The organism is Psychrobacter lutiphocae DSM 21542, from assembly GCF_000382145.1.
GTDB classification, from domain to species: domain Bacteria; phylum Pseudomonadota; class Gammaproteobacteria; order Pseudomonadales; family Moraxellaceae; genus Psychrobacter; species Psychrobacter lutiphocae.
Map to the genome: position 1 here is coordinate 103,716 of NZ_KB907626.1, position 19,555 is coordinate 123,270.

Genomic DNA, 19,555 nt, shown 5'->3' on the forward strand with positions numbered 1-19,555 from the left:
AATTTTTATAACAAAAGAGTGCACCAATGAATTATCCAGATAAGGTTCAGATTATTGATGTCAGTCCCAGAGATGGGCTGCAAAATGAAAAGCAAACCGTGCCCACTGAGATTAAGTTTGAGCTGATACAAGGCTTGATTGACGCTGGTATCACCAAGCTTGAAGCCACCAGTTTTGTCTCGCCCAAATGGGTGCCACAAATGGGCGATAACAGTGCGCTGATGCAATTGATTAATAGCAATGATAATCGCCATAAACAGGTTTGCTATTCGGTATTAACCCCAAATATGCGCGGCTTTGACAATGCGTTGGTGTTTGCGCCAGATGAAGTGGTAATTTTTGGCTCAGCCAGCGAAACCTTTAGCCAAAAAAATATTAATTGTAGTATTGATGAAAGCATTGAGCGCTTTGCGCCAGTAGCAGCAGCGGCAAAAGAGGCGGGTATTAAAGTCCGTGGTGTCATCTCTTGTACCGTGGGCTGTCCTTATGAGGGCGAGATTGCGCCCAGTCAGGTGGCCTATGTCACCAAGCGTCTGGTCGAGATTGGCGCCGAACACATAGGCATCGCCGATACCATAGGTGTTGGCACACCGATTAAAGTGCAAAACGCACTGAAAGCGGCACTAGATTATATAGATGTGCAACACATTTCAGGTCATTTTCACGATACTTATGGTCAGGCGTTGGCCAATACGCTAGCAGCGGTTGAGCTGGGTGTGGCGCAATATGATACCTCTGTAGCAGGTTTGGGCGGCTGTCCTTTTGCCAAAGGGGCGACGGGCAATGTGGCGACGGAAGATGTGGTTTATATGCTACAAGGTATGGGCATTGAAACTGGTGTTGATTTGGACAAATTAATTTATGTTGGCCAGAAAATCAGTGATTATTTGGGACGTAAAAACAGCTCAAGAGCTGCAACAGCCTTATTGGCAAAGCAGACGTCATAGCAGTAAGCCATAACCGCAAACCATAGCCGTAAACCGCAAATATTAGCAGTAAAAAGTTTGATTTAAACACAAACAATTAACCATTTTTTTAACAACAACTTTTGTAACAACAAACATAACAGACATAAAAGGGATATTTATGAGCTTACCAGGATTAGATTTTCAACTAGGCGAAGACATTCAAGCATTGCGTGATTCGGTCAGAAGTTTTGCTGAAAAAGAGATAGTGCCCCGCGCAGGCGACATTGATCGCAATGATGCATTTCCGATGGACTTATGGCAAAAAATGGGTGAATTGGGTCTGCATGGTATCACCGTTCCTGAACAATTCGGCGGTGTTGATATGGGCTATGTGGCGCATATGATAGCGATGGAAGAGATTAGCCGAGCCTCTGCCTCTGTGGGCCTAAGCTATGGCGCTCACTCAAATCTGTGCGTCAATCAAATTAAACGCAATGGTAGTGACGCACAAAAACAAAAGTTTTTACCTAAGTTGATCAGTGGTGAGTTTATCGGTGCTTTGGCCATGAGTGAGCCCGGTGCGGGCTCGGATGTCACCAGTATGAAACTGCGAGCAGAAGCCAAAGACGGCGGTTATGTATTAAATGGCACAAAAATGTGGATTACCAATGGTCCAGACGCCGATGTAATGGTAGTCTATGCCAAAACCAATCCAGAGCTTGGTGCAAAAGGCATCACGGCTTTTTTAGTAGAGAAGGGCATGGAAGGCTTTGGCACCGCACAGAAGCTTGACAAGTTAGGCATGCGAGGCAGTCATACTGGTGAGATGATCTTTAATAACGTATTTGTGCCCGAAGATAATATTTTGGGTGGTCTTAATAAAGGCGTGCAAGTATTAATGAGTGGTCTTGACTATGAGCGTGCGGTGCTGGCAGCCGGACCCATAGGTATTATGCAAGCGGTGATGGATAATGTAATTCCTTATATTCATGATCGCAAGCAATTTGGTCAGTCTATTGGTGAGTTCCAGTTGATTCAGGGCAAAGTGGCGGATATGTACACCATTTTACAAGCCGGTCGCAGCTTTTTATATACTGTGGGTAAAAACTTAGACTTGCTGGATGCACGTGGAGAAGGTCACAGTCGTGAGATTCGCAAAGACTGTGCCAGTGTCATTCTTTGGTGTGCTGAAAAAGCCACTTGGATGGCAGGTGAAGGGGTACAAATTTTTGGCGGTAATGGTTATACCAATGAATATCCTTTAGGTCGTCTGTGGCGTGATGCCAAGCTGTATGAGATAGGCGCAGGTACCAGTGAAATTCGCAGGATGTTGATTGGTCGTGAATTGTTTAACGAAACCAAATAAGACGGCCTTTAATATTTGAGATGTATATTTGAGATGCATTTTTCATTAACCAGCTAATGCAATTAATCAACTCGCATAACCAATTTGCATAATCAGCCAACTAAACGTCTCATTCTCATGATTGGGGCGTTTTTTTGTTGAATTAATAGTAATACCAAATCTGAAAATTAAGATATCGAGGAAAACGAGTGCAAATGCTACAAGTAGTAGATTTAGCGAGTTTGACAAAGATAGGTTATTTTTCAGAAAAGGTATAAGATAGTAAGTACGGAGTAGTGAAATAGGATAGAAGGTAAAGAAAATAGCAAAAAAAAACGAAGCCTATCCATCATAAATAACCGCCTAAATAAATAAGCGTATCAATTAAAAGTATCAATTAAAAGTATCAATAAGGACGCATAATGACCATCACCCAATATGAATGCCAAGCTTGTGGTTGGAGCTATCCACCACAATCAGATATCCAATCAGACACTCAATTAGACACCCAGCCCCTTGCTTTTGCCGACTTACCCAGCAGCTTTAGTTGTCCCTTATGTGGGGCAGGTAAGACAGAGTTTGTGCCAGTGCAGGCAACAGATTCAAGCGATCAGCATCTAAGCATGAAAACAGCGGCTGATGATATTGTAATTATCGGTGCTGGGCTGGCAGGCTGGGCAGTGGTAGATGCTCTGCGAGCACAAGATGACATAGTGGGGATCACCCTAGTTACTGCTGACAGTGGCGCTCGTTATCACAAACCCATGCTATCAGTCGCTTTTAGTCAAAATAAAACGGCAAAAGATTTAATGAGAGCGAGTGGTGAAGACGCAAGTGACAAAGCAAATATCACCTTATTGTCGCACACCACAGTGCATTTCATTGATAGTCATAATAAAGTGATAAAAACTGATAAAGGCGATGTGGCGTACGCTAATCTAGTACTCGCTATGGGTGCAACTCCAGCCATCCCACCTTGCTTTAGTGACTTGCCAGAGCAGGAGATTTGGCATATCAATCACATTGATAGCTTTCATAACATTCAGCAGGCGCTATCTAATACAGATGTCAGTACAGATTCTAAACACATTGCGGTTATTGGTGCGGGTATGGTAGGCACTGAGATTGCAGAGGATCTGACCAAAGCGGGACATCAAGTGACCTTGCTAGATACAAATGACACACCACTAGCAATGATGCTACCTAGTATAGTAACCGATATTATTAAAGAGGCGTTAGAGGCGCAAGGTATTGAATTCTTAGGCGGTAGTCGGGTTGATGCAGTTGAGAGAACGCCAAAGGGTGGTTATCAATTAACCATTACCTGCTGTGATAGTGGAAAGCAACAGGTCATCACTGTTGACAATATCTTAATAAGCACTGGTCTAAAAGTTGACCCACGCCTACCAAATACAGCGGGGATTAACACCGATAATGCGCTAGGTATTGAGGTGGACGAAGGCAGTTTGCAAACCCAAGTGCCACATATTTATGCGATTGGTGACTGTATGTCAATAGGTGGTATCGCATGTCGTTACGTGGCCCCATTACGTGCTCAGGCGGCAACCATTGCTGCGCATATTTTGGGTCAGCAGCAACCACATTATATCCATCAGGCCTATATTCACAAACCACCCATGATACGTTTAAAAAACAAGTCGATTTCGATTAGCGCTACTGGCACGCCAAGAGCTGATGAGTCGCATGGACAATGGCGGGTGGTGAGTGATACTCAGTCTGAAACCAGTCAGGATATGCTGTTAGAGCAGGTGACAGATGCCGGTGAGGTGGTGGCGACGTTGACGGTTAAGCAGCCGCTTTAAGTTTAGAGTATTTATATTTAGAGTTAATAATTTTTGGTTAATATTGCTGTGAGTTAAGGCTATCTGCTTGAAACCGAGCTGATTATAAATCAGTTAAACGCGTAAAATTAGTACAATAAAAAGCCCAGCTACTATTTAAATTGTTTAAATGGCTGGGCTTTTTTTATGCTTGAGTTGCGCTTATTTATGGCGACTTATTTAGTTTGGAACCAACTGTCTGCTTGGTGACGGGCATTTGCCACATCAGAGCTAGATAGGTTTAATGCTAACTGACCAATTTTACCCCGTGCTTTATCGCGCACCTGCTCGTTTAGCATCCCATCACGAGCTGATAGCTCATACCATTTATAAGCATCCACTAGCTTACGCTGTTTTTCATCAATTAAGGCTAGGGTGTAGCTTGCACGGTTGTCACCACGCTTAGCAGCACGTTCTAGCCAGTAACGGGCTTGTTGTTCATTTACAGCAACGCCTTCACCACGCGCATACATGATGCCAAGGTTTAATTGGGCTGGAGTTACATTTTGGTTGGCAGCACGGGTGTACCATTCAATGGCTTTCAACGAGTTTTTGGTTACACCAATGCCCTTTTGGTAACGTTTTGCTAAGTAAAACTGAGCATGGTCATTACCTTGGTTAGCACGAGCAGTTAAGTCACTAATACTCATTTGCTCATAACGAGAAGAGTCTAATGGAATGTTGGCGATCAAATCAGCTTGAGCAATACCAGCGGTACAAAAGAAAGCGGTAAATAACGTGGCTTGTAGTAGTTTCATAATGGGTATGTCCAAAAAATGACGGTATTTAAATGCAAAAAGATCTGATAGTGTTAAAATCTGATAGTGTTAAAACGAGTTGTGTTTAAGCTTATCTATACTTAAAACGTCTAATTTAGCTTAAAGTATCTGACAGGTTTAAAGTCGTTTATTTAATTCGTTATTTATTCAATTGGCCGTTTTTTCAATTGAACATTATTTAGGTACAGCCTGAGAATAGATGTAAAAGCGATAACATACCGCCTACATGATTTACATAGCTTAACACCCACATTAACGAAATTCAAACTGATCCTAGGCTAAATTAACATAGAAAAATGATTATTAAGTCAAATTTTGGTTATATTTGTAACAAAGTAAGACAGGCAAGCTTGTAGTAACAAACTGTTAATTTTAGCTACAAGATATCACGATATATTTACATATATTAAATGGCATTGAATATACAGCCACTATTGCTTATGGTTTGGATTTCGTTACCCGATAAATGGCCACATCTGCCAACAGGTTTGGCACTTTTTTGATAATAGAAGATATCAAAGCAGAGTGCTTTTTGGAGCCAAAGCCTGAGTCGGTTACCGCAAAACGATTGATGATTTTAATGTCATTATCGGCGCACAATTTTTCAAAGTCTTTGAAAGTGCATAAGTGTATGTTTGGGGTGTTATACCACTCATAAGGTAAAGCTTCAGAGACGGGCATTAACCCCTTTAAGCCCAAATGTAATCGGTTTTGCCAGTGTGCAAAGTTTGGGAAGGTAATGATGGCTTCACGAGCAACTCGTAGCATATCAAGCAGTAACACATCTGGTGCCTTAACCGCTTGTAGAGCTCTTGCCATTACTACTGTATCAAAGCTGTTGTCTGCAAAGCGTGCCAAACCATCATTGAGGTCTTGCTCAATAATGTTCAGTCCTTTGGCAATGGCCTCATTAATCTTATCCTCATCGAGCTCTAGACCATAGCCAGTTACACCCAAGGTATGTTGCATCTGCTCAAGTAATGAGCCATCACCACAGCCTAAGTCAAGCACTCGAGAGTGAGGGGTAATCCAGCGTTTGGCAAGTTGATGATCTATTCTCATGCTAAGCGCTCCTTATGGTTGTTTTGGGTGGATGAGGGGCTTGTATTAGCCAAGGTAGTATTAGTCAAAGTAGTATTAGTCAAAAAAGGGGCGTTTAAAAAGCCTCTGACTGCGCCCATATAACGAGGGATATCAAATAAGAATGAGTCGTGACCATGAGGCGCATCAACATTGACATAGCTGACAGGCTTGTCATTTGCCATTAGGGCATCGACAACCTCTTGTGAGCGTGCAGGGGCAAAGCGCCAGTCGGTAGTAAAGGACACGACCAGATATTGACACTGGGTATGTTTTAACGTTTGCTTTAAGGCATCCATATCTGACAGACTGTCATCGTCAACATAGCCACGAGTGGGGTCAAAGTAGTCGAGTGCCTTGGTCATTAACAAATAAGTATTGGCGTCAAAGTTTTTGCTAAAGCGTTCACCTTGATAGCGTAAGTAGCTTTCGACTTGAAATTCTACGTCATAGCCATACATAAATTTGCCTGACTTTAGATCACGGCCAAATTTGGACTTCATCGCATCTTCGGTCAAGTAGGTAATGTGGCCAACCATACGTGCCAAAATTAGCCCACGGCGTGGATAGGTGCCGGCTTCTAAGTAGCGACCTTTGTTAAAGTCAGGATCTGACAATATAGATTGGCGTGCGACTTCATTAAAGGCAATATTTTGTGCTGACAGCTTGGGCGTACTGGCGATAATCACACAGCGCTTTAAGCGATCTGGGTAATCTACCGACCATTGTAGCGCCTGCATACCGCCCATGGAGCCACCAACGATGGCATGCCATACCTCAATGCCCAAGCGATCAGATAGCATAGCTTGGGTTGTCACCCAGTCTTTGATGGTAATCAGAGGAAAGTCTGGACCATAGGGCTTGTCCGTTACTGGATTAGGGGTAGTGGGACCTGTTGAGCCGTGGCAACTGCCAATATTATTAAGACATACCACAAAATAGCGAGTGGTATCTATGGCTTTACCTGGGCCTATCATGTTGTCCCACCAGCCTGGTTTTTTGTCATCAATACTGTGCCAGCCAGCAGCATGGTGGCTACCAGATAAGGCGTGACAGATTAAAATAGCATTAGATTTGTCAGTATTTAAAGTGCCATAGGTCTCATAAACCAAGTCAAATTCTGGCAGGATACGGTTACATTCCAAGGTTAATGGGGTATCAAAATGCATGGTCTGTGGCGTGACAATTCCCACAGAGTTGGCAAATTTTGGATCTGTCGTGGTCGCTTGGATACTCAAAATTACCTCAATAATGATGTTAAAGTGATGTTAAATCTGTGATTATAGCTTGTAGTTGATTATAGCTTGTAGTTGATTATAGCTTGTAGTTGATTATAGCTCTTATTTTCGTGTGATAACACTGTTAAACAAACCGTTGCATAATCAGTAAACCTAGATATCTTATAAGTCTATATAATCTATCTGCTTTAAGCCGCTTAAACAGGTTAAATTAAATAAATACGTTAAATTAAATTGATTAGGAAAAAGGATAATTTGTTTGCTATGAAACCACATCACCCTCCTCGTATTGCGGTATTATTGGTTAATCTAGGAACTCCGGATGAGCCAACAGCACCAGCGGTACGCCGTTATTTAAAGCAATTTTTATCCGATCCTCGAGTGATAGAAATTCCCCAATTTTTATGGGCAATTATTTTAAATCTATTTGTATTGCCTACCCGTCCGAAGCGGGTAGCAGAGGCTTATGCTACGATTTGGGAAGGTGACTCTCCTATTCGTAAGATATTACAACAGCAAGTGACCAAGTTACAACAACGATTAGAGGGCAGTATCAACACAGCTGATATCAGTGTGCATCCTGCGATGACTTATGGTAACCCAGGGATAGTAGATGTGTTGGATAGGCTAAGTGCTGAGGGTGTAGAGCAGTTTGTTATTTTACCATTATTTCCACAGTACTCGGCAACTTCCGCAGGTGCAGTGTATGATGCGGTGAGTAAATGGTCGCTACAACAGCGCAATCTACCAAGCTTTACTATAATCAAAGACTACTTTACACATCCGTTATATATTAACGCTTTAGTGGACTCAATACGGCGTTTTCAAGCTGAACATGGTAAGCCTGAAAAGCTGATGTTTAGCTTCCACGGGATACCACAGCCTTATGCTGATAAAGGTGATCCTTACCCTGAGCGTTGTAAAGCAACAGCGACTTTAGTAGCGCAAGAGCTTGGCTTGAATGATGATGAATGGATTATTAGCTTTCAATCTCGCTTTGGTAAGCAAGAATGGGTCAAGCCATATACTGATGTAACGTTAGAGGCGTGGGGTAAGTCTGGTGTAGGCTCGGTGCAGGTGGTTAGTCCTGCATTTTCTGCTGATTGTTTGGAAACCTTAGAAGAGCTGGCGATTGAAAATAGAGATAATTTTTTGCAAGCAGGCGGGCAGGAATATTCATATATCCCTGCATTGAATGATGATGAAGCACATATTGATCTCATTGAAGCACTGGTTAAGCCGCTGGTAATAGGTTGGGCACAAAGTCAGCTACAAGTGAGGGTGTAAGTAACCCAGTGCAGTTGCTATGAGTACATTTAGTCTTTAAATGGCTTAAAGTCATTAAGCTTTAAGCCAGATTATGCTTTAAGCTCAAGCCTTTTAAGCAAGGATACTTAAGCCAAGCGACTCAAAGCAATACCAAGCGACTCAAAGCAACACTCAGTGACGAAACTAAGTGATATTAATCAACACTAAAGCCTACTAAAAGCAACACTAAAGTCCACTAAGCACCGACCATTTTGTTGACCCAACGTACCAATCCAGCACTTGGTGCAACTTGTGCTAAGGTGCTAAATATTTTGGCAGGTATGCCAACCGAATAGTGAGTTTTGGTCAGCTTGGTGTTTGGCGAGGTGGCTAGTTTGCAAAGTAGCTTACCTACATCTTCTGGAGTTAGATTTAAGCCTAAACGATCAATGCTGGTGACATGTACCCCTTTGGTCATATCGGTTTTGACCCACAATGGCATGACGTCAATCACTTTAATGCCTTTGGGTTCAAACTCAATATTTAATGCTTCGGTCAAGCCACGTACAAAAAACTTGCTAGCAGAATAAGGAGCGATTTCTGGTTGTCCGTATATAGCAGAGGCAGAAGACAGATTGATAATTTTTTCAAACTTTTGTCCTGTCATACGACTGCCTACTTTATGACAGCCAATCAGCACGCCTTTGCAGTTAATATCAATCAGTTTTAATTGAGCATCTAGGTCTGTGTCAGGCAATATACCTGTTACCAAAATACCAGCATTATTAATTAAGACATCAATACGACCAAATTTTTCAGTCATGAGATCTATGGCGCTATCCCAGTCTTCAGAGCGAGTCACATCTAAGTTACCCTGTATAATTGAGTTGGATTCGATGGCCTTTTTAAACGCCTTGTCGTTCAACGAAGATTCTAATTTGGCCATGTCAATATCGAATAAGCCAAGATTATGACCTTTAGTAGCTAGTTTTTTTGCGGTAGCTAGACCTATGCCACGTGATGCACCAGTGATCAAAATAGATAAAGTGGTCATTAAAGTATCCTTGTTTTTAGTTTTATTATGTTTGTTTTGTTTAAGATAAGGGCTGATGATAGTAGGGAGGGGATACAAAACTTGATTAAAAAGTGACAGTGTTAAGCCTACTTCAGGAGTGCTTGTGCATCCTAGCTTAGCTATCTGCTTAGCCCTTTTTTAGGTGAATTAAACTAAACTATATATTGATTGTACTTAAATTTCAATATAGATACCTTTATCTTCTAGTGCTGTCTTATGATGGGCGTCTTGATGTAATACCTTTTCTGAAAAATAACCTATCTTTGTCAAACTCGCTAAACCTACTACTTGTAGCGTTTACACTCTTTTTCCTCGATATCTTAATTTTCAGATTTGGTATAAGTAGCTGACAGTAACCTAGTTTGGGCATAATATCTTATTCGAGCATAAATAGTACTCAAACTTAGGTAGCTCAAAGCGCCATAAATAGACCAAAGCAATTAAATAGATAGTCGCTTCAGAGACCTCCTCAACGACCACGCCTAGGTCATGACCAAAGAGTATGCCATGCTCACCCAAATATTGGGTAACTACCAAGGATGCGACAATCACATACAAGGCTTTTGGCATACTACTTAAAATCCCCCATACATAGCGCCAAGCGTAGGCTAAAAACATCAAGGCGACTAATGCAATTGTAATTAGCACCAAATCCTGCCACCAGTAATAAGAGTGATTTAAGATAAGGTAATTGTTAGGAATATACATTTTCGGTATAAAGCTTAACTCACGACGAATGGCAGATAAAAATATTAATATTGAAGCAGTCCAGAATAATCGGCCAGTGGTTAGTTGACTTTTAATGGCATATCTTGCAGTAGGAATCAAACATAGAAACAAGACTAGGGCTTCAAGAATTTCGATCAAGCTATCTTCGGTAATGATGGCAGTCTCCTGAGTTTATTATAAATACGACTATCAGATTAATTTAATACGAGTAGATCCAATAGGATGTGAGTTTTTATTAGTGCTCTAAACAGACGTTTACAGATATACAATGCGTATATAAGGCACGACATAGCCTAATTAGCGTATCAATTTATGACAGCTAATTATAAGCTTAACTTAACCAATAGTATTTATATTTTATTTAGGCTTTATTATATAACCAAGAGCAGTAGTATTGCCACGATAGTTATTAGACTGGTCAGTTCAGATTGCTATATATTGTAGCCTGTTATGGTTTAATATTAATGCTGGTAGCTAGTAACAGCATTGATAAAGTATGCAAAGAGCAAAACACGGTTACTAAGATATTAAAAATCATTAGGGTCTGTTGAGCATGCACCTTCGTAGAAAATATTTAGCCTGGTTTCTTTGTACACGAAAATGAAATCTTTTTTCAATCTGGGTAATTTAATCCTAGTCAAGAAGCCACTATCAATAGCAAGCAAATCAGATAGCAGGCAATAAGTAATCAAAAATAGATACCATTATCAAAATATTTATTACTCAAAAAGAACAAATAACCTTCTTGAATTTAGTGTTAATTTGGTATGTTTAAATCTACAAATAATTAGTTAATCAAAATGTAGAACGATCAGGAGCGAAGAAAAATGAATGCTAATGAATTATTTAATTTAAAAAATAAAACTGCCATCGTCACAGGTGGTGCGAATGGTATCGGTAAAGCAACCGCACTAATGCTTGCCAAGCATGGCGCCAATATCGTTATTGCAGATTTAAAATTAGAAGACGCTCAAACAGCAGCGAAGGAGATTGAAGACTTAGGCGTCAAAGCCTTGGCTGTCGAATGTAATGTGTTAAAAGACGAGCACTTAGTAAATCTTACTGAGCAAGCGGTGAAGCAGTTTGGCGCTATTCATATTTTGATTAATAACGCTGGTGGTGGTGGCGGTGGACGCGAAAATCCTTTCAAATGTGATGTCGATGATATTAGACGTGACTTTGAGCTAAATGTTTTTAGTGGTTGGCGATTATGTCAGTTGGTCGTACCACATATGAAAAAAGCAGGTTATGGCTCAATTGTCTTTACTACCTCTATGTCAAGTATCAACAAAAGTCCAAATATGAGTGGTTACGGAGGTTCAAAAGCTGCCGTAAATCACATGGTAGCCAACTTAGCCCATGACTTTGGTCCAGAAGTACGTATCAATGCCGTGGGACCAGGTGCCACTAGAACGGCTGCCTTAGAGAGTGTGTTAACCCCTGAAATTGAGCAAAAAATGCTGGAACATACGCCCATCAAACGTCTAGGCACAGCCGATGATATCGCTGGGGCTATGTTGTATTTTGCGTCACCTATTTCTGAGTGGGTGAGTGGGCAAACCATATTCGTCAACGGCGGTGGTGTGCAGACTTTAGATTAAGCTTATTGTTAATCTTAACCTTAATCCTCATGTCACAATTAAGCTTGGCACTCCATATTAAACAACCAGTATTAAACAACCAGTATTAAACAACCAGTATTAAACAACCAGTATTAAAAAACTACTTTAAATCAGGACATAGCATGGTTAAAAATATTGTTTCCTCCATTTTGGCGCTAGGCATGCTGGTAGGCTGTACCAGTAATACAGTAAGCGAAACAAAGTCGCCACTTGTGCAGATTTATCATAATGGGCATATCATTCCGATGACAACGGCTGAGCCTAGCGAAGTTGAAGCAGTGGTGGAAAGCAAAGGTAATATTGTCTATGTGGGTAATCTGGCTCAAGCCAAATCAAAGTTTGCGAATGCAAATTACATTGATTTAAAGGGTAAAACTTTATTGCCAGGCTTTATTGATCCGCACAGCCACTTTGGAATGGTTTCAAATACTATGGGGCAGGTGGACTTAAACTCGCCTCCAGTGGGCGAAGTTTCAAGTATTGATGAATTACTTGCCAAGCTTAAGGCGTATAAGACTGAGCATAATATAAAAGACGGCGAGTGGATATATGGCTGGGGCTATGACGAAAGTCAACTCCAAGAAAAACGTCACCCTACCAAAATGGAACTGGATAAAGTTTTACCCAATAACCTAGTGTATATTCAACATACCAGCGGTCATATGGGAGTAGCGAACTCCCGAGCTTTAGAGGCAATGAATGTCTCTGCTAAGACACAAAATCCAGAAGGCGGCATGATAGGGCGTTTGCCAAATTCCAATGAGCCCAATGGCTTAGTGCAAGAGACAGCGATGTATCCTTTTGTGGGACACATGTTGCAAGTATTAAATGATAAGCAAGCTGAGTTTCTTGAGCAAACCCAAGATTATTATGCTCAAAATGGCTTTACCACAGCGCAAGATGGAATGACAGATAGAGAGGCGATTCGGTTTTTTCAGTCGCAAGCAGATCAAGGCAAACTCAAAATAGACCTAGTATCTTTAGCAGGATTTAGCGAGCTTGAAAGTAATCTACAAGATAAAGAGCTTCACTTTAAAGACTATAAAAATGGCTTTAAAGTACAAGGAACCAAGATTATTGCTGATGGCTCGCCACAAGGTAAAACCGCTTATTTCACTGAGCCTTATTTAACACAAGTTGAAGGCTGTGCTAGCGACTGTAAGGGACTGCCAAGCTTGTCGCAGGAGGCGTTAAATAAGCTGTTTAAAACCGCTTACGCAGCAGATAACCAACTGTTTATTCATGCCAATGGTGATGCCAGTATTGATATGATTATTAAAGCGCATGAATATGCGGCTAAAGCTCTAAATCAGCCTTTAGACAAAGATCGCCGAACCATTGTTGTACATTCACAGTTTGTGCGCCCCGACCAACTTGAAACTTACAAAAAATACAATATACAGCCGTCATTTTTTACCAATCATGCCTACTTTTGGGGGGATGTCCATGTAGAAAACCTAGGTAAAAAACGAGCTGAGTTTTTAAGCCCAATTGTCAGTGCCGATGAGCTGGGGCTAAAGTACACCAATCACTCTGATGCCACAGTGACACCCATTGATCCAATATTCACGCTTTGGACAGCAGTAAACAGGGTATCAAGAAGTGGAAAAGTTATCGGCGCAGCACAACAAGCCAGCCCTTACCAAGCGCTAAAATCAATCACCAGTTATGCGGCCTATCAGATGTTTGAAGAGGACAGCAAAGGTACACTTGAGGTTGGTAAACGGGCAGATTTAGTTATTTTGGATAACAATCCGCTGACTATCGACCCCATGAAAATTCGTGACATCAAGGTTGTACAAACGATTAAAGATGGAAAGTTAATTTATTCACAAAGTGATGAAGATAATGATAAATCAGTAAAATAGTGATAGATTAAGGTTAATGCAGGAATACCCCCCCCCTAGTCAATGGTTAAGGAAGGATGGCTTAACCAACTGTTTTATACAAGGAGTGTATGATGAGTATTAACTTACAGCCTAAGCAGCGTTATCAAATTAGCAAAGCTTTACACAGCAGCCGCCAGATCGATCCAAAGCGTAAACTATGGTTGCTCAGTCCGCTGGCACCGATTATCGGCTGGGCGATGTATCTGGGTGTCAAAGACCAGGATGGTTTTGATCTAAAAAATACCTTGATTGCGTGGTCGGGCAGTCTCTTTACCTACGCCTTTATTCCTACACTGGATGTGCTGATTGGCACAGATGATGATAATTTATCTGAAGCGGCTTTTAACGCCCTTGAGCATGATGCTTATTATCAAAAGATTGTGCACGCCTTTATTCCGCTTAATTACACCGCACTATTTATTGCTGCCCATCAATTCACCCACCGCAAACTGCCTTGGTATAACAAGCTTGGAGTGGCTATTACCGCTGGTATCGGTAGTGGTATTGCAATCAATGCGGCCCATGAATTGGGGCACAAACAAGACAAGCTCAATCGTCATTTGGCACGTTTTAGCCTAGCGCCTTCTGCGTATGGTCACTTTGCCATTGAACACAACTTTGGTCATCATCGCTGGGTGGCCACCCCGCAAGACCCTGCCACCAGCCGTTTTAACGAAAGCTTTTGGCAGTTTTTACCACGTACTGTATTTGGTGGACTACGCTCAGCGATTAAGATTGAAAAAAGACGACTGGCTCGTAAGAAAAAGCACTTTTGGAGTAAAGATAACGAGCTACTTCAAGGCTGGGCCATCACGGCTGCGCTATATGCGTCCCTGTATAAGCTAAATGGCAAAAAGGTGATTCCATTTATCGCAATTCAAGCCATCTATGGTTTTAGCTTACTTGAGTCGGTCAATTATTTAGAGCATTACGGTTTGTTGCGTCAGCAGGATGCAAATGGTCGCTATGAACCCACTCGTCCTGAGCATAGCTGGAATAGTAACAACACAGTAACCAATTTATTCTTATATCAATTACAGCGTCATTCGGATCACCATGCCCATCCAAGCCGTCCGTATCAGGTATTGCGCCACTTTGATGAGTCGCCACAGCTACCCAGTGGCTATGCCAGTATGATTGTGCCGGCTTACATTCCGCCGTTATGGTTTGCCATCATGAATAAGCGGGTGGTTGCGCATTATAAGGATGATATGGATCGGATTAATATACACGACAAGCCACTTAGCCCACGCATGCAGCGTGCCACTGAGTATGTGCAAAAAGGCTTGGATTGGCTGGCAAGGTTTAAAAAGTAGCTTACTTGGAATAGGTTGACACCCCTAGTTCGATTAAAAAAGAGCTTCTATGCGTAATAAAGTAGAAGGGAAGTGGCTTTTGTCTTCTTTTTTATCATTAAAGTAGCTAAATTCAGTTTGTAAAAACAACCAGTCTCGCCAAAATGGCTGGCGATAACTGACAGTGGGCCCGTAACTGTTTAAGGAGAGTCTGCCGTCTTCAAGATAGCCATAAGAAGAGAGACCATAAGATAACTGCTTATTGTTATTAAAATAATGAATGTGGCGTACTTCATTCCCCCAAGTGGTCTGTTCTCGATCATCTTCATGGCGATAGCGAAGGTTGATATTGTTATTAAAGTAGCGAGTGGCACTCAGTTTGTATTGCGTGTTTATTTCGCCTTTTAAGGTATGCTCACTGTCGGTGCCATAGCGGTAATAGTTATGGTTTGAGATTTGCCACGTATCGGTTTGATGCAGGTCTTTATCGACACTAAATTTTAGAAATAAGTCATTACCTGAGCGTATGCCAACATCCGTATCGAACCCAAAGGTGTCTTCAAGCTTTGACCAACGTAATGCGATAGAAGCGTTGTCCTCACGTACTTGTTTACCATCAAGGACTTTGCTTTGATTGGGGGTATGCCCTGCGCCATAAGCGGAGCCCTTGGTTAGAACATCTTGTTCATCAAGATCCTTGTCACCTATGACTATACTTAAGCGCCTTTCTAATACGGGCAGTTTTATATGTCCTCTAATCCTAGGTTTGACGGTGACATGACTGCCATCAGTGGGGTTATTCGACCAGCGAGTATCAAACACAACCCGTAAATTGGCAGATGCAGGCTTTTGGGGGTCAGGCTCACCAAACCATTTGTCCATGCTATGCGCCAAGTTGCGTAATCTGTCTTGAACGTCTTCATGATGATCGTCTATCCACTCGGCCGCTTCATCATTGATGGCGGTTATCGCTGTGGTCAGGGAGCCATCTGTTAGCTTATTGGTTGGTTGTGAGGCATTCTCAGCTAGTGCTGGTGTCGCCAGTGTACACATCGCACAGTAGAATAATAAAGATGACTTAGATTTCTTAGTTTTCAATAACTTAGACATAGTGGCTAGCTTCACGATGATATAAAAAGGGAGGTTTTATGATAGAAAATCGTAAGTTTAGATTATATACGCTAAAAAATGAATATAATATAGCTTAATATTTAAAAAGTTGTTAGTTAGATAAAGGGAAGCTATTTTGTTTGTTATTTAGAATATTCTTGAAAAGCGATATTATAGCGGTTCATTGTTTATATTTTTTGCATAAATAGAGTAGGGAGACTCTTATGAATAAGCAACGACTTAATATTAAGGATTCAAAACTTAACAAGTCGATAGGTGTTTCTATAATTTATTCGAATCTCAACTCTTTTTTCTTAACCCTTGATTTTAAAGGCCTTAAAATATTTAGTTGTTAGGTCTTTCCGTTATAAACCTTTAAATATCAATAACTTATAAAGAGTTGAGAGTGGGGTATAATTTATAACTATGGACGCAGCACCGCCAGTCAATCTGAGAATGAGGGTCTGCAGGTCCTTGAATGTATGCGTAAGTATGTCTTACCTAAAGGCTATAAGCTAAAAAAAGAAATATTAGATGACATTGCTGAAAGCTACGAAATGACCGATCCTGTGGTCGATGCATTGACTTCGAAATATAAACGCTTTGCAGATGATTTACAAAACGCTATTTTAAATAAAGCAGTTTTTACAGCTTCAGACAAAGCTCACATGTTAGCTGACCCTAACTTTAAGAAGATGGTTGATAAGTTTTCAGGTCATCCTGACTGGTTTGATGTCAAGCTAGCTGAAAAAGAAGCCATCGCTTATAGGCGTTATCCATTAACTCTGGTTTGGCTACTTCGAAATGTTGCATTAATGGCGGGTTATAGTATTCCTGCATTGTCTTTGCCTCTGGTTAAAACAGGCTCACTGGTACATGACGCTTTAGCTCGTCTCTACCGCACTTATGGCTATATGATGGCAGTCTCTGAGCACCCCGCTGTTTGTGGTGACGAAACTCCGTTGGCTGTGGGTGGTGAAGCTTGGCGGCAAACTATCATAATCCGTCAGATGCACAGCTTTCATTTGCAGTTTTCATTACTCATTTCACGGGGTTTAAAGTGACTCGGTGCTCATATTACTGACGAAGAAGCTGAAGGTATTATGCACTTGTGGCGCCTAGCTACTTGGTGGATGGGTGTCGATCTTGATCGTATTCCTAAAACAGAAGAAGAATCATGGGAATGGTTATACTCCTATTTATCTGCGCAACGCCTTGATTTTGAAATAGGGCGTCCATTGGCTAAGGCGTTGCATGACCTACCTACCGAAATCATGGGTAAGCAAAAGCAAACTTGGCGTGGCCATGCGGTTGAACTACTTAATGCTAGTGTTACTCGCACTATTGTTGGCGATGATGTGGGTGATGGGCTTAATTTACCAAAAGTGCCTTTACGTCAAGGGGTATTACTTAGTGTACCACTGCTATTTGTATCGATACTGCGCGGCGCCTACATCCAAAAATCGAAGAGCGTATTGAAAGCTTTAGACAGCAACGTCAGTATAATATGAGCTGGTGGCTTAGAAAAAATGACCCTTACTATCAAGATAAAGAAGTTTTATAGGTAAATTTTTTAGTTGTTTACCTATATTTTAATAATATGCCAATGTCTAGTTCGTTTAAGCAAGTGTGGGATAGTTTTTTAACCTCATAGGGGCATAAAAAGTGTAACCCACCGATTTGAACCGCCCCGGGATTGTCGGAGACTCATTTTTCTGAGAGAATACGACAATGAAAACACGAAACTATACCCCTGAAATGAAAGAGCGAGCCGTCCGTATGCTTATTGAAGCCAAAGACGACTACCCATCCACCTGGTCAGCCATTAAAGCCATAGCGCCAAAGATAGGTTGCACGCCTGAGACCCTACGATCATGGCATAAAAAGCACATAGATAAAACCATTCCTGCAAATATTCAAGCTCAAAGCCAAGCCGAGCGTATCAAAGAGCTTGAACGTGAGAATAGAGAATTAAAGCAAGCCAATGAGATTATAAAGAAAGCTGCAGCTTTTTTCGCCCAGGCGGAGCTCGACCGCAAACCCAAGTAATGGTTGATTTTATTGACGATCACAAACAACAATATGGAGTCGAGCCAATCTGTAGAGTACTACCGATTGCTCCATCCACATACTATCGTGCTAAAGAGCTAGAATTGAGTCCTGAAAAACGTTCACAGCGTAGTCAGCATGACGATTTCTATCTAGGTGAGATTAAACGTATCTGGAAGGACAGCAAATGCCGATACGGCGCTCGTAAAGTCTGGAAACAGTTGAAGGCAGAGGGTATACATCCTGCACGCTGCACTGTAGAGCGGTTAATGCGTCAGCATGGCATGCAAGGTATTTGGCGAGGTAAGGGGAAGATAACCACTAAGTCTCGTGATGATCAAATACGGGCAGACGACTTAGTTAATCGTAATTTCAGTGCACATAGACCTAACCAGCTATGGGTTGCTGACTTTACTTACGTTAAAACGCTGAGTGGTTGGGTATATACCGCCTTTATTATTGATGTATTTGCTCGCGTTATCGTTGGTTGGAAGTTATCTAATCGTATGAACACCGATATGGTGATGGCAGCACTAAACCAAGCCATTGCAGACAGGAACAACCCAAAAGATGTGATCCACCATAGTGATAGAGGTGTTCAGTATTTATCCATTCGCTATACGGATAAGATGGCTGATTCTGGCGTCATTGCATCTGTTGGTACGATAGGTGATCTACTCGAGCACAGCTCTCCCCTTGCGCTCGGGCAAAGCAGTGCTTTGCTATTTCCTCGCTCATAAGATAATGCGTTAGCTGAAACGGTTAACGGGCTTTATAAAACGGAGGTGATTGAATATTTAAAACAGCAGTGGCAAGGTGTGAATGATGTTGAATTAGCAACTCTTGAATGGGTCGTCACTCGAGCACAGCTCTCGCCTTGCAAAGCTAAATCGATACTTAATCGATTTTTAACGCTTCTCAGGTTTAACAAAACACGTTTACATAGTACGATTGGTTATGTGTCGCCTTTTGAGTTTGAGAGACGATACTATGATAGTCTTAGTGAGTCAGACAAAGCTGCCTGACTCAAGTAATCCACTCTCCGATATAGCATAGGTATCTACACAATTGGTAACAGCTCATAAAGCTGTTAGAATAAATTAGTATGGCATAGAGAAAATGGAGCTAGATACGAGGCTCATTAAACGATATCAACAACTCGTACGTAATCACACACACCTAAATGGTTATCTACACACAGGTATGAAAGCTACCATTAATAATCAAAGTAGTTTCGCTCAAACACAAGCATTATGGCGTTTTATTCACAATGATAAAGTCAGCTACCAAATGCTTAACGAACCCTTGATGGCAAATAGCTTACAAGGGTGTAGCGAACACTGTAAG

The 19,555-nt window shown here is 41.5% G+C and carries 15 protein-coding genes, 1 pseudogene and 1 other annotated feature; of the genes and pseudogenes, 10 read left to right on the plus strand and 6 right to left on the minus strand.

Annotated elements, in window-relative coordinates:
- Positions 1-26: 26 nt before the first annotated feature.
- The 3 genes from H140_RS0103225 to H140_RS0103235 all read left to right on the plus strand — a co-directional run bounded on the left by H140_RS0103225 (position 27) and on the right by H140_RS0103235 (position 4,076).
- A complete protein-coding gene (locus H140_RS0103225; RefSeq protein WP_019672218.1) occupies positions 27-947 on the plus strand; it encodes a hydroxymethylglutaryl-CoA lyase in 921 nt (306 codons plus the stop codon).
- Between the two features lie 139 nt (positions 948-1,086).
- Complete coding sequence (locus H140_RS0103230) at positions 1,087-2,274, plus strand: isovaleryl-CoA dehydrogenase (protein WP_019672219.1); 1,188 nt, start codon at positions 1,087-1,089, stop codon at positions 2,272-2,274.
- A 401-nt stretch (positions 2,275-2,675) separates the two neighbouring features.
- Positions 2,676-4,076, plus strand: a complete 1,401-nt coding sequence (locus H140_RS0103235; RefSeq protein WP_019672220.1) for an FAD-dependent oxidoreductase — start codon at positions 2,676-2,678, stop codon at positions 4,074-4,076.
- Between the two features lie 194 nt (positions 4,077-4,270).
- On the opposite strand, the gene H140_RS0103240 is transcribed toward H140_RS0103235, so the two are convergent.
- The 3 genes from H140_RS0103240 to metX form a co-directional block, all read right to left on the minus strand.
- Positions 4,271-4,852 carry a tetratricopeptide repeat protein gene (locus H140_RS0103240; protein WP_019672221.1) on the minus strand — a complete coding sequence of 194 codons (582 nt, stop codon included), beginning with the start codon at positions 4,850-4,852 and terminating at the stop codon, positions 4,271-4,273.
- Positions 4,853-5,311: 459 nt separating this feature from the next.
- Complete coding sequence (metW, locus tag H140_RS0103245) at positions 5,312-5,935, minus strand: methionine biosynthesis protein MetW (RefSeq protein ID WP_019672222.1); 624 nt, start codon at positions 5,933-5,935, stop codon at positions 5,312-5,314.
- A complete protein-coding gene (gene metX, locus H140_RS0103250; RefSeq protein ID WP_265088625.1) occupies positions 5,932-7,185 on the minus strand; it encodes a homoserine O-succinyltransferase MetX in 1,254 nt (417 codons plus the stop codon). Before metX ends, metW begins: the two co-directional genes overlap by 4 nt.
- 270 nt (positions 7,186-7,455) lie before the next feature.
- Here metX and hemH point away from each other — a divergent pair, with 270 nt between their 5' ends.
- The gene (gene hemH / locus H140_RS0103255) at positions 7,456-8,478 is read left to right on the plus strand and encodes a ferrochelatase (protein WP_019672224.1); all 1,023 of its coding nucleotides are present in this window, start codon (positions 7,456-7,458) and stop codon (positions 8,476-8,478) included.
- Positions 8,479-8,695: 217 nt separating this feature from the next.
- Here the strand turns inward: hemH and H140_RS0103260 are convergent, their stop codons facing one another.
- Entirely contained in the window at positions 8,696-9,493 is a 798-nt protein-coding gene (locus H140_RS0103260; protein ID WP_019672225.1) for an SDR family NAD(P)-dependent oxidoreductase, read from the minus strand.
- 378 nt (positions 9,494-9,871) lie between these two features.
- A complete protein-coding gene (locus tag H140_RS15780; protein WP_156819061.1) occupies positions 9,872-10,162 on the minus strand; it encodes a hypothetical protein in 291 nt (96 codons plus the stop codon).
- Positions 10,163-11,070: 908 nt separating this feature from the next.
- On the opposite strand from H140_RS15780, the gene H140_RS0103270 reads away from it, so the two are divergent.
- The 3 genes from H140_RS0103270 to H140_RS0103280 all read left to right on the plus strand — a co-directional run bounded on the left by H140_RS0103270 (position 11,071) and on the right by H140_RS0103280 (position 15,070).
- Positions 11,071-11,844: a glucose 1-dehydrogenase gene (locus H140_RS0103270; protein WP_019672227.1), complete on the plus strand. Its 774-nt coding sequence runs from the start codon at positions 11,071-11,073 to the stop codon at positions 11,842-11,844.
- Between the two features lie 143 nt (positions 11,845-11,987).
- The gene (locus H140_RS0103275; RefSeq protein ID WP_019672228.1) at positions 11,988-13,733 is read left to right on the plus strand and encodes an amidohydrolase; all 1,746 of its coding nucleotides are present in this window, start codon (positions 11,988-11,990) and stop codon (positions 13,731-13,733) included.
- A 92-nt stretch (positions 13,734-13,825) separates the two neighbouring features.
- Positions 13,826-15,070, plus strand: coding sequence for an alkane 1-monooxygenase (locus H140_RS0103280; RefSeq protein ID WP_019672229.1), 1,245 nt, complete (start codon positions 13,826-13,828; stop codon positions 15,068-15,070).
- A 33-nt stretch (positions 15,071-15,103) separates the two neighbouring features.
- Here the strand turns inward: H140_RS0103280 and H140_RS0103285 are convergent, their stop codons facing one another.
- A complete protein-coding gene (locus H140_RS0103285; RefSeq protein WP_156819062.1) occupies positions 15,104-16,159 on the minus strand; it encodes a hypothetical protein in 1,056 nt (351 codons plus the stop codon).
- Positions 16,160-16,641: 482 nt separating this feature from the next.
- On the opposite strand from H140_RS0103285, the gene H140_RS15380 reads away from it, so the two are divergent.
- From H140_RS15380 to H140_RS15390, 3 genes and pseudogenes are all read left to right on the plus strand, one after another.
- Positions 16,642-17,223: an oxygenase MpaB family protein gene (locus tag H140_RS15380; RefSeq protein WP_083932650.1), complete on the plus strand. Its 582-nt coding sequence runs from the start codon at positions 16,642-16,644 to the stop codon at positions 17,221-17,223.
- 39 nt (positions 17,224-17,262) lie between these two features.
- On the plus strand, positions 17,263-17,670 hold the full coding sequence (locus H140_RS15385) for an oxygenase MpaB family protein (RefSeq protein WP_083932652.1): 408 nt from the start codon (positions 17,263-17,265) through the stop codon (positions 17,668-17,670).
- Positions 17,671-17,890: 220 nt separating this feature from the next.
- Positions 17,891-19,233: pseudogene (locus tag H140_RS15390) on the plus strand (IS3 family transposase).
- Positions 18,166-18,282: a sequence feature (AL1L pseudoknot), on the plus strand. It overlaps the preceding pseudogene by 117 nt.
- Positions 19,234-19,555: the final 322 nt, after the last annotated feature.

Coding starts and splice junctions, on each gene's coding strand:
- H140_RS0103225 (WP_019672218.1), top strand. CDS start 27: ATGAATTATCCAGATAAGGTTCAGATTATTGATGTCAGTCCCAGAGAT.
- H140_RS0103230 (WP_019672219.1), top strand. CDS start 1,087: ATGAGCTTACCAGGATTAGATTTTCAACTAGGCGAAGACATTCAAGCA.
- H140_RS0103235 (WP_019672220.1), top strand. CDS start 2,676: ATGACCATCACCCAATATGAATGCCAAGCTTGTGGTTGGAGCTATCCA.
- H140_RS0103240 (WP_019672221.1), bottom strand. CDS start 4,852: ATGAAACTACTACAAGCCACGTTATTTACCGCTTTCTTTTGTACCGCT.
- metW (WP_019672222.1), bottom strand. CDS start 5,935: ATGAGAATAGATCATCAACTTGCCAAACGCTGGATTACCCCTCACTCT.
- hemH (WP_019672224.1), top strand. CDS start 7,456: ATGAAACCACATCACCCTCCTCGTATTGCGGTATTATTGGTTAATCTA.
- H140_RS0103260 (WP_019672225.1), bottom strand. CDS start 9,493: ATGACCACTTTATCTATTTTGATCACTGGTGCATCACGTGGCATAGGT.
- H140_RS0103270 (WP_019672227.1), top strand. CDS start 11,071: ATGAATGCTAATGAATTATTTAATTTAAAAAATAAAACTGCCATCGTC.
- H140_RS0103275 (WP_019672228.1), top strand. CDS start 11,988: ATGGTTAAAAATATTGTTTCCTCCATTTTGGCGCTAGGCATGCTGGTA.
- H140_RS0103280 (WP_019672229.1), top strand. CDS start 13,826: ATGAGTATTAACTTACAGCCTAAGCAGCGTTATCAAATTAGCAAAGCT.
- H140_RS0103285 (WP_156819062.1), bottom strand. CDS start 16,159: ATGTCTAAGTTATTGAAAACTAAGAAATCTAAGTCATCTTTATTATTC.
- H140_RS15380 (WP_083932650.1), top strand. CDS start 16,642: ATGCGTAAGTATGTCTTACCTAAAGGCTATAAGCTAAAAAAAGAAATA.
- H140_RS15385 (WP_083932652.1), top strand. CDS start 17,263: ATGCACTTGTGGCGCCTAGCTACTTGGTGGATGGGTGTCGATCTTGAT.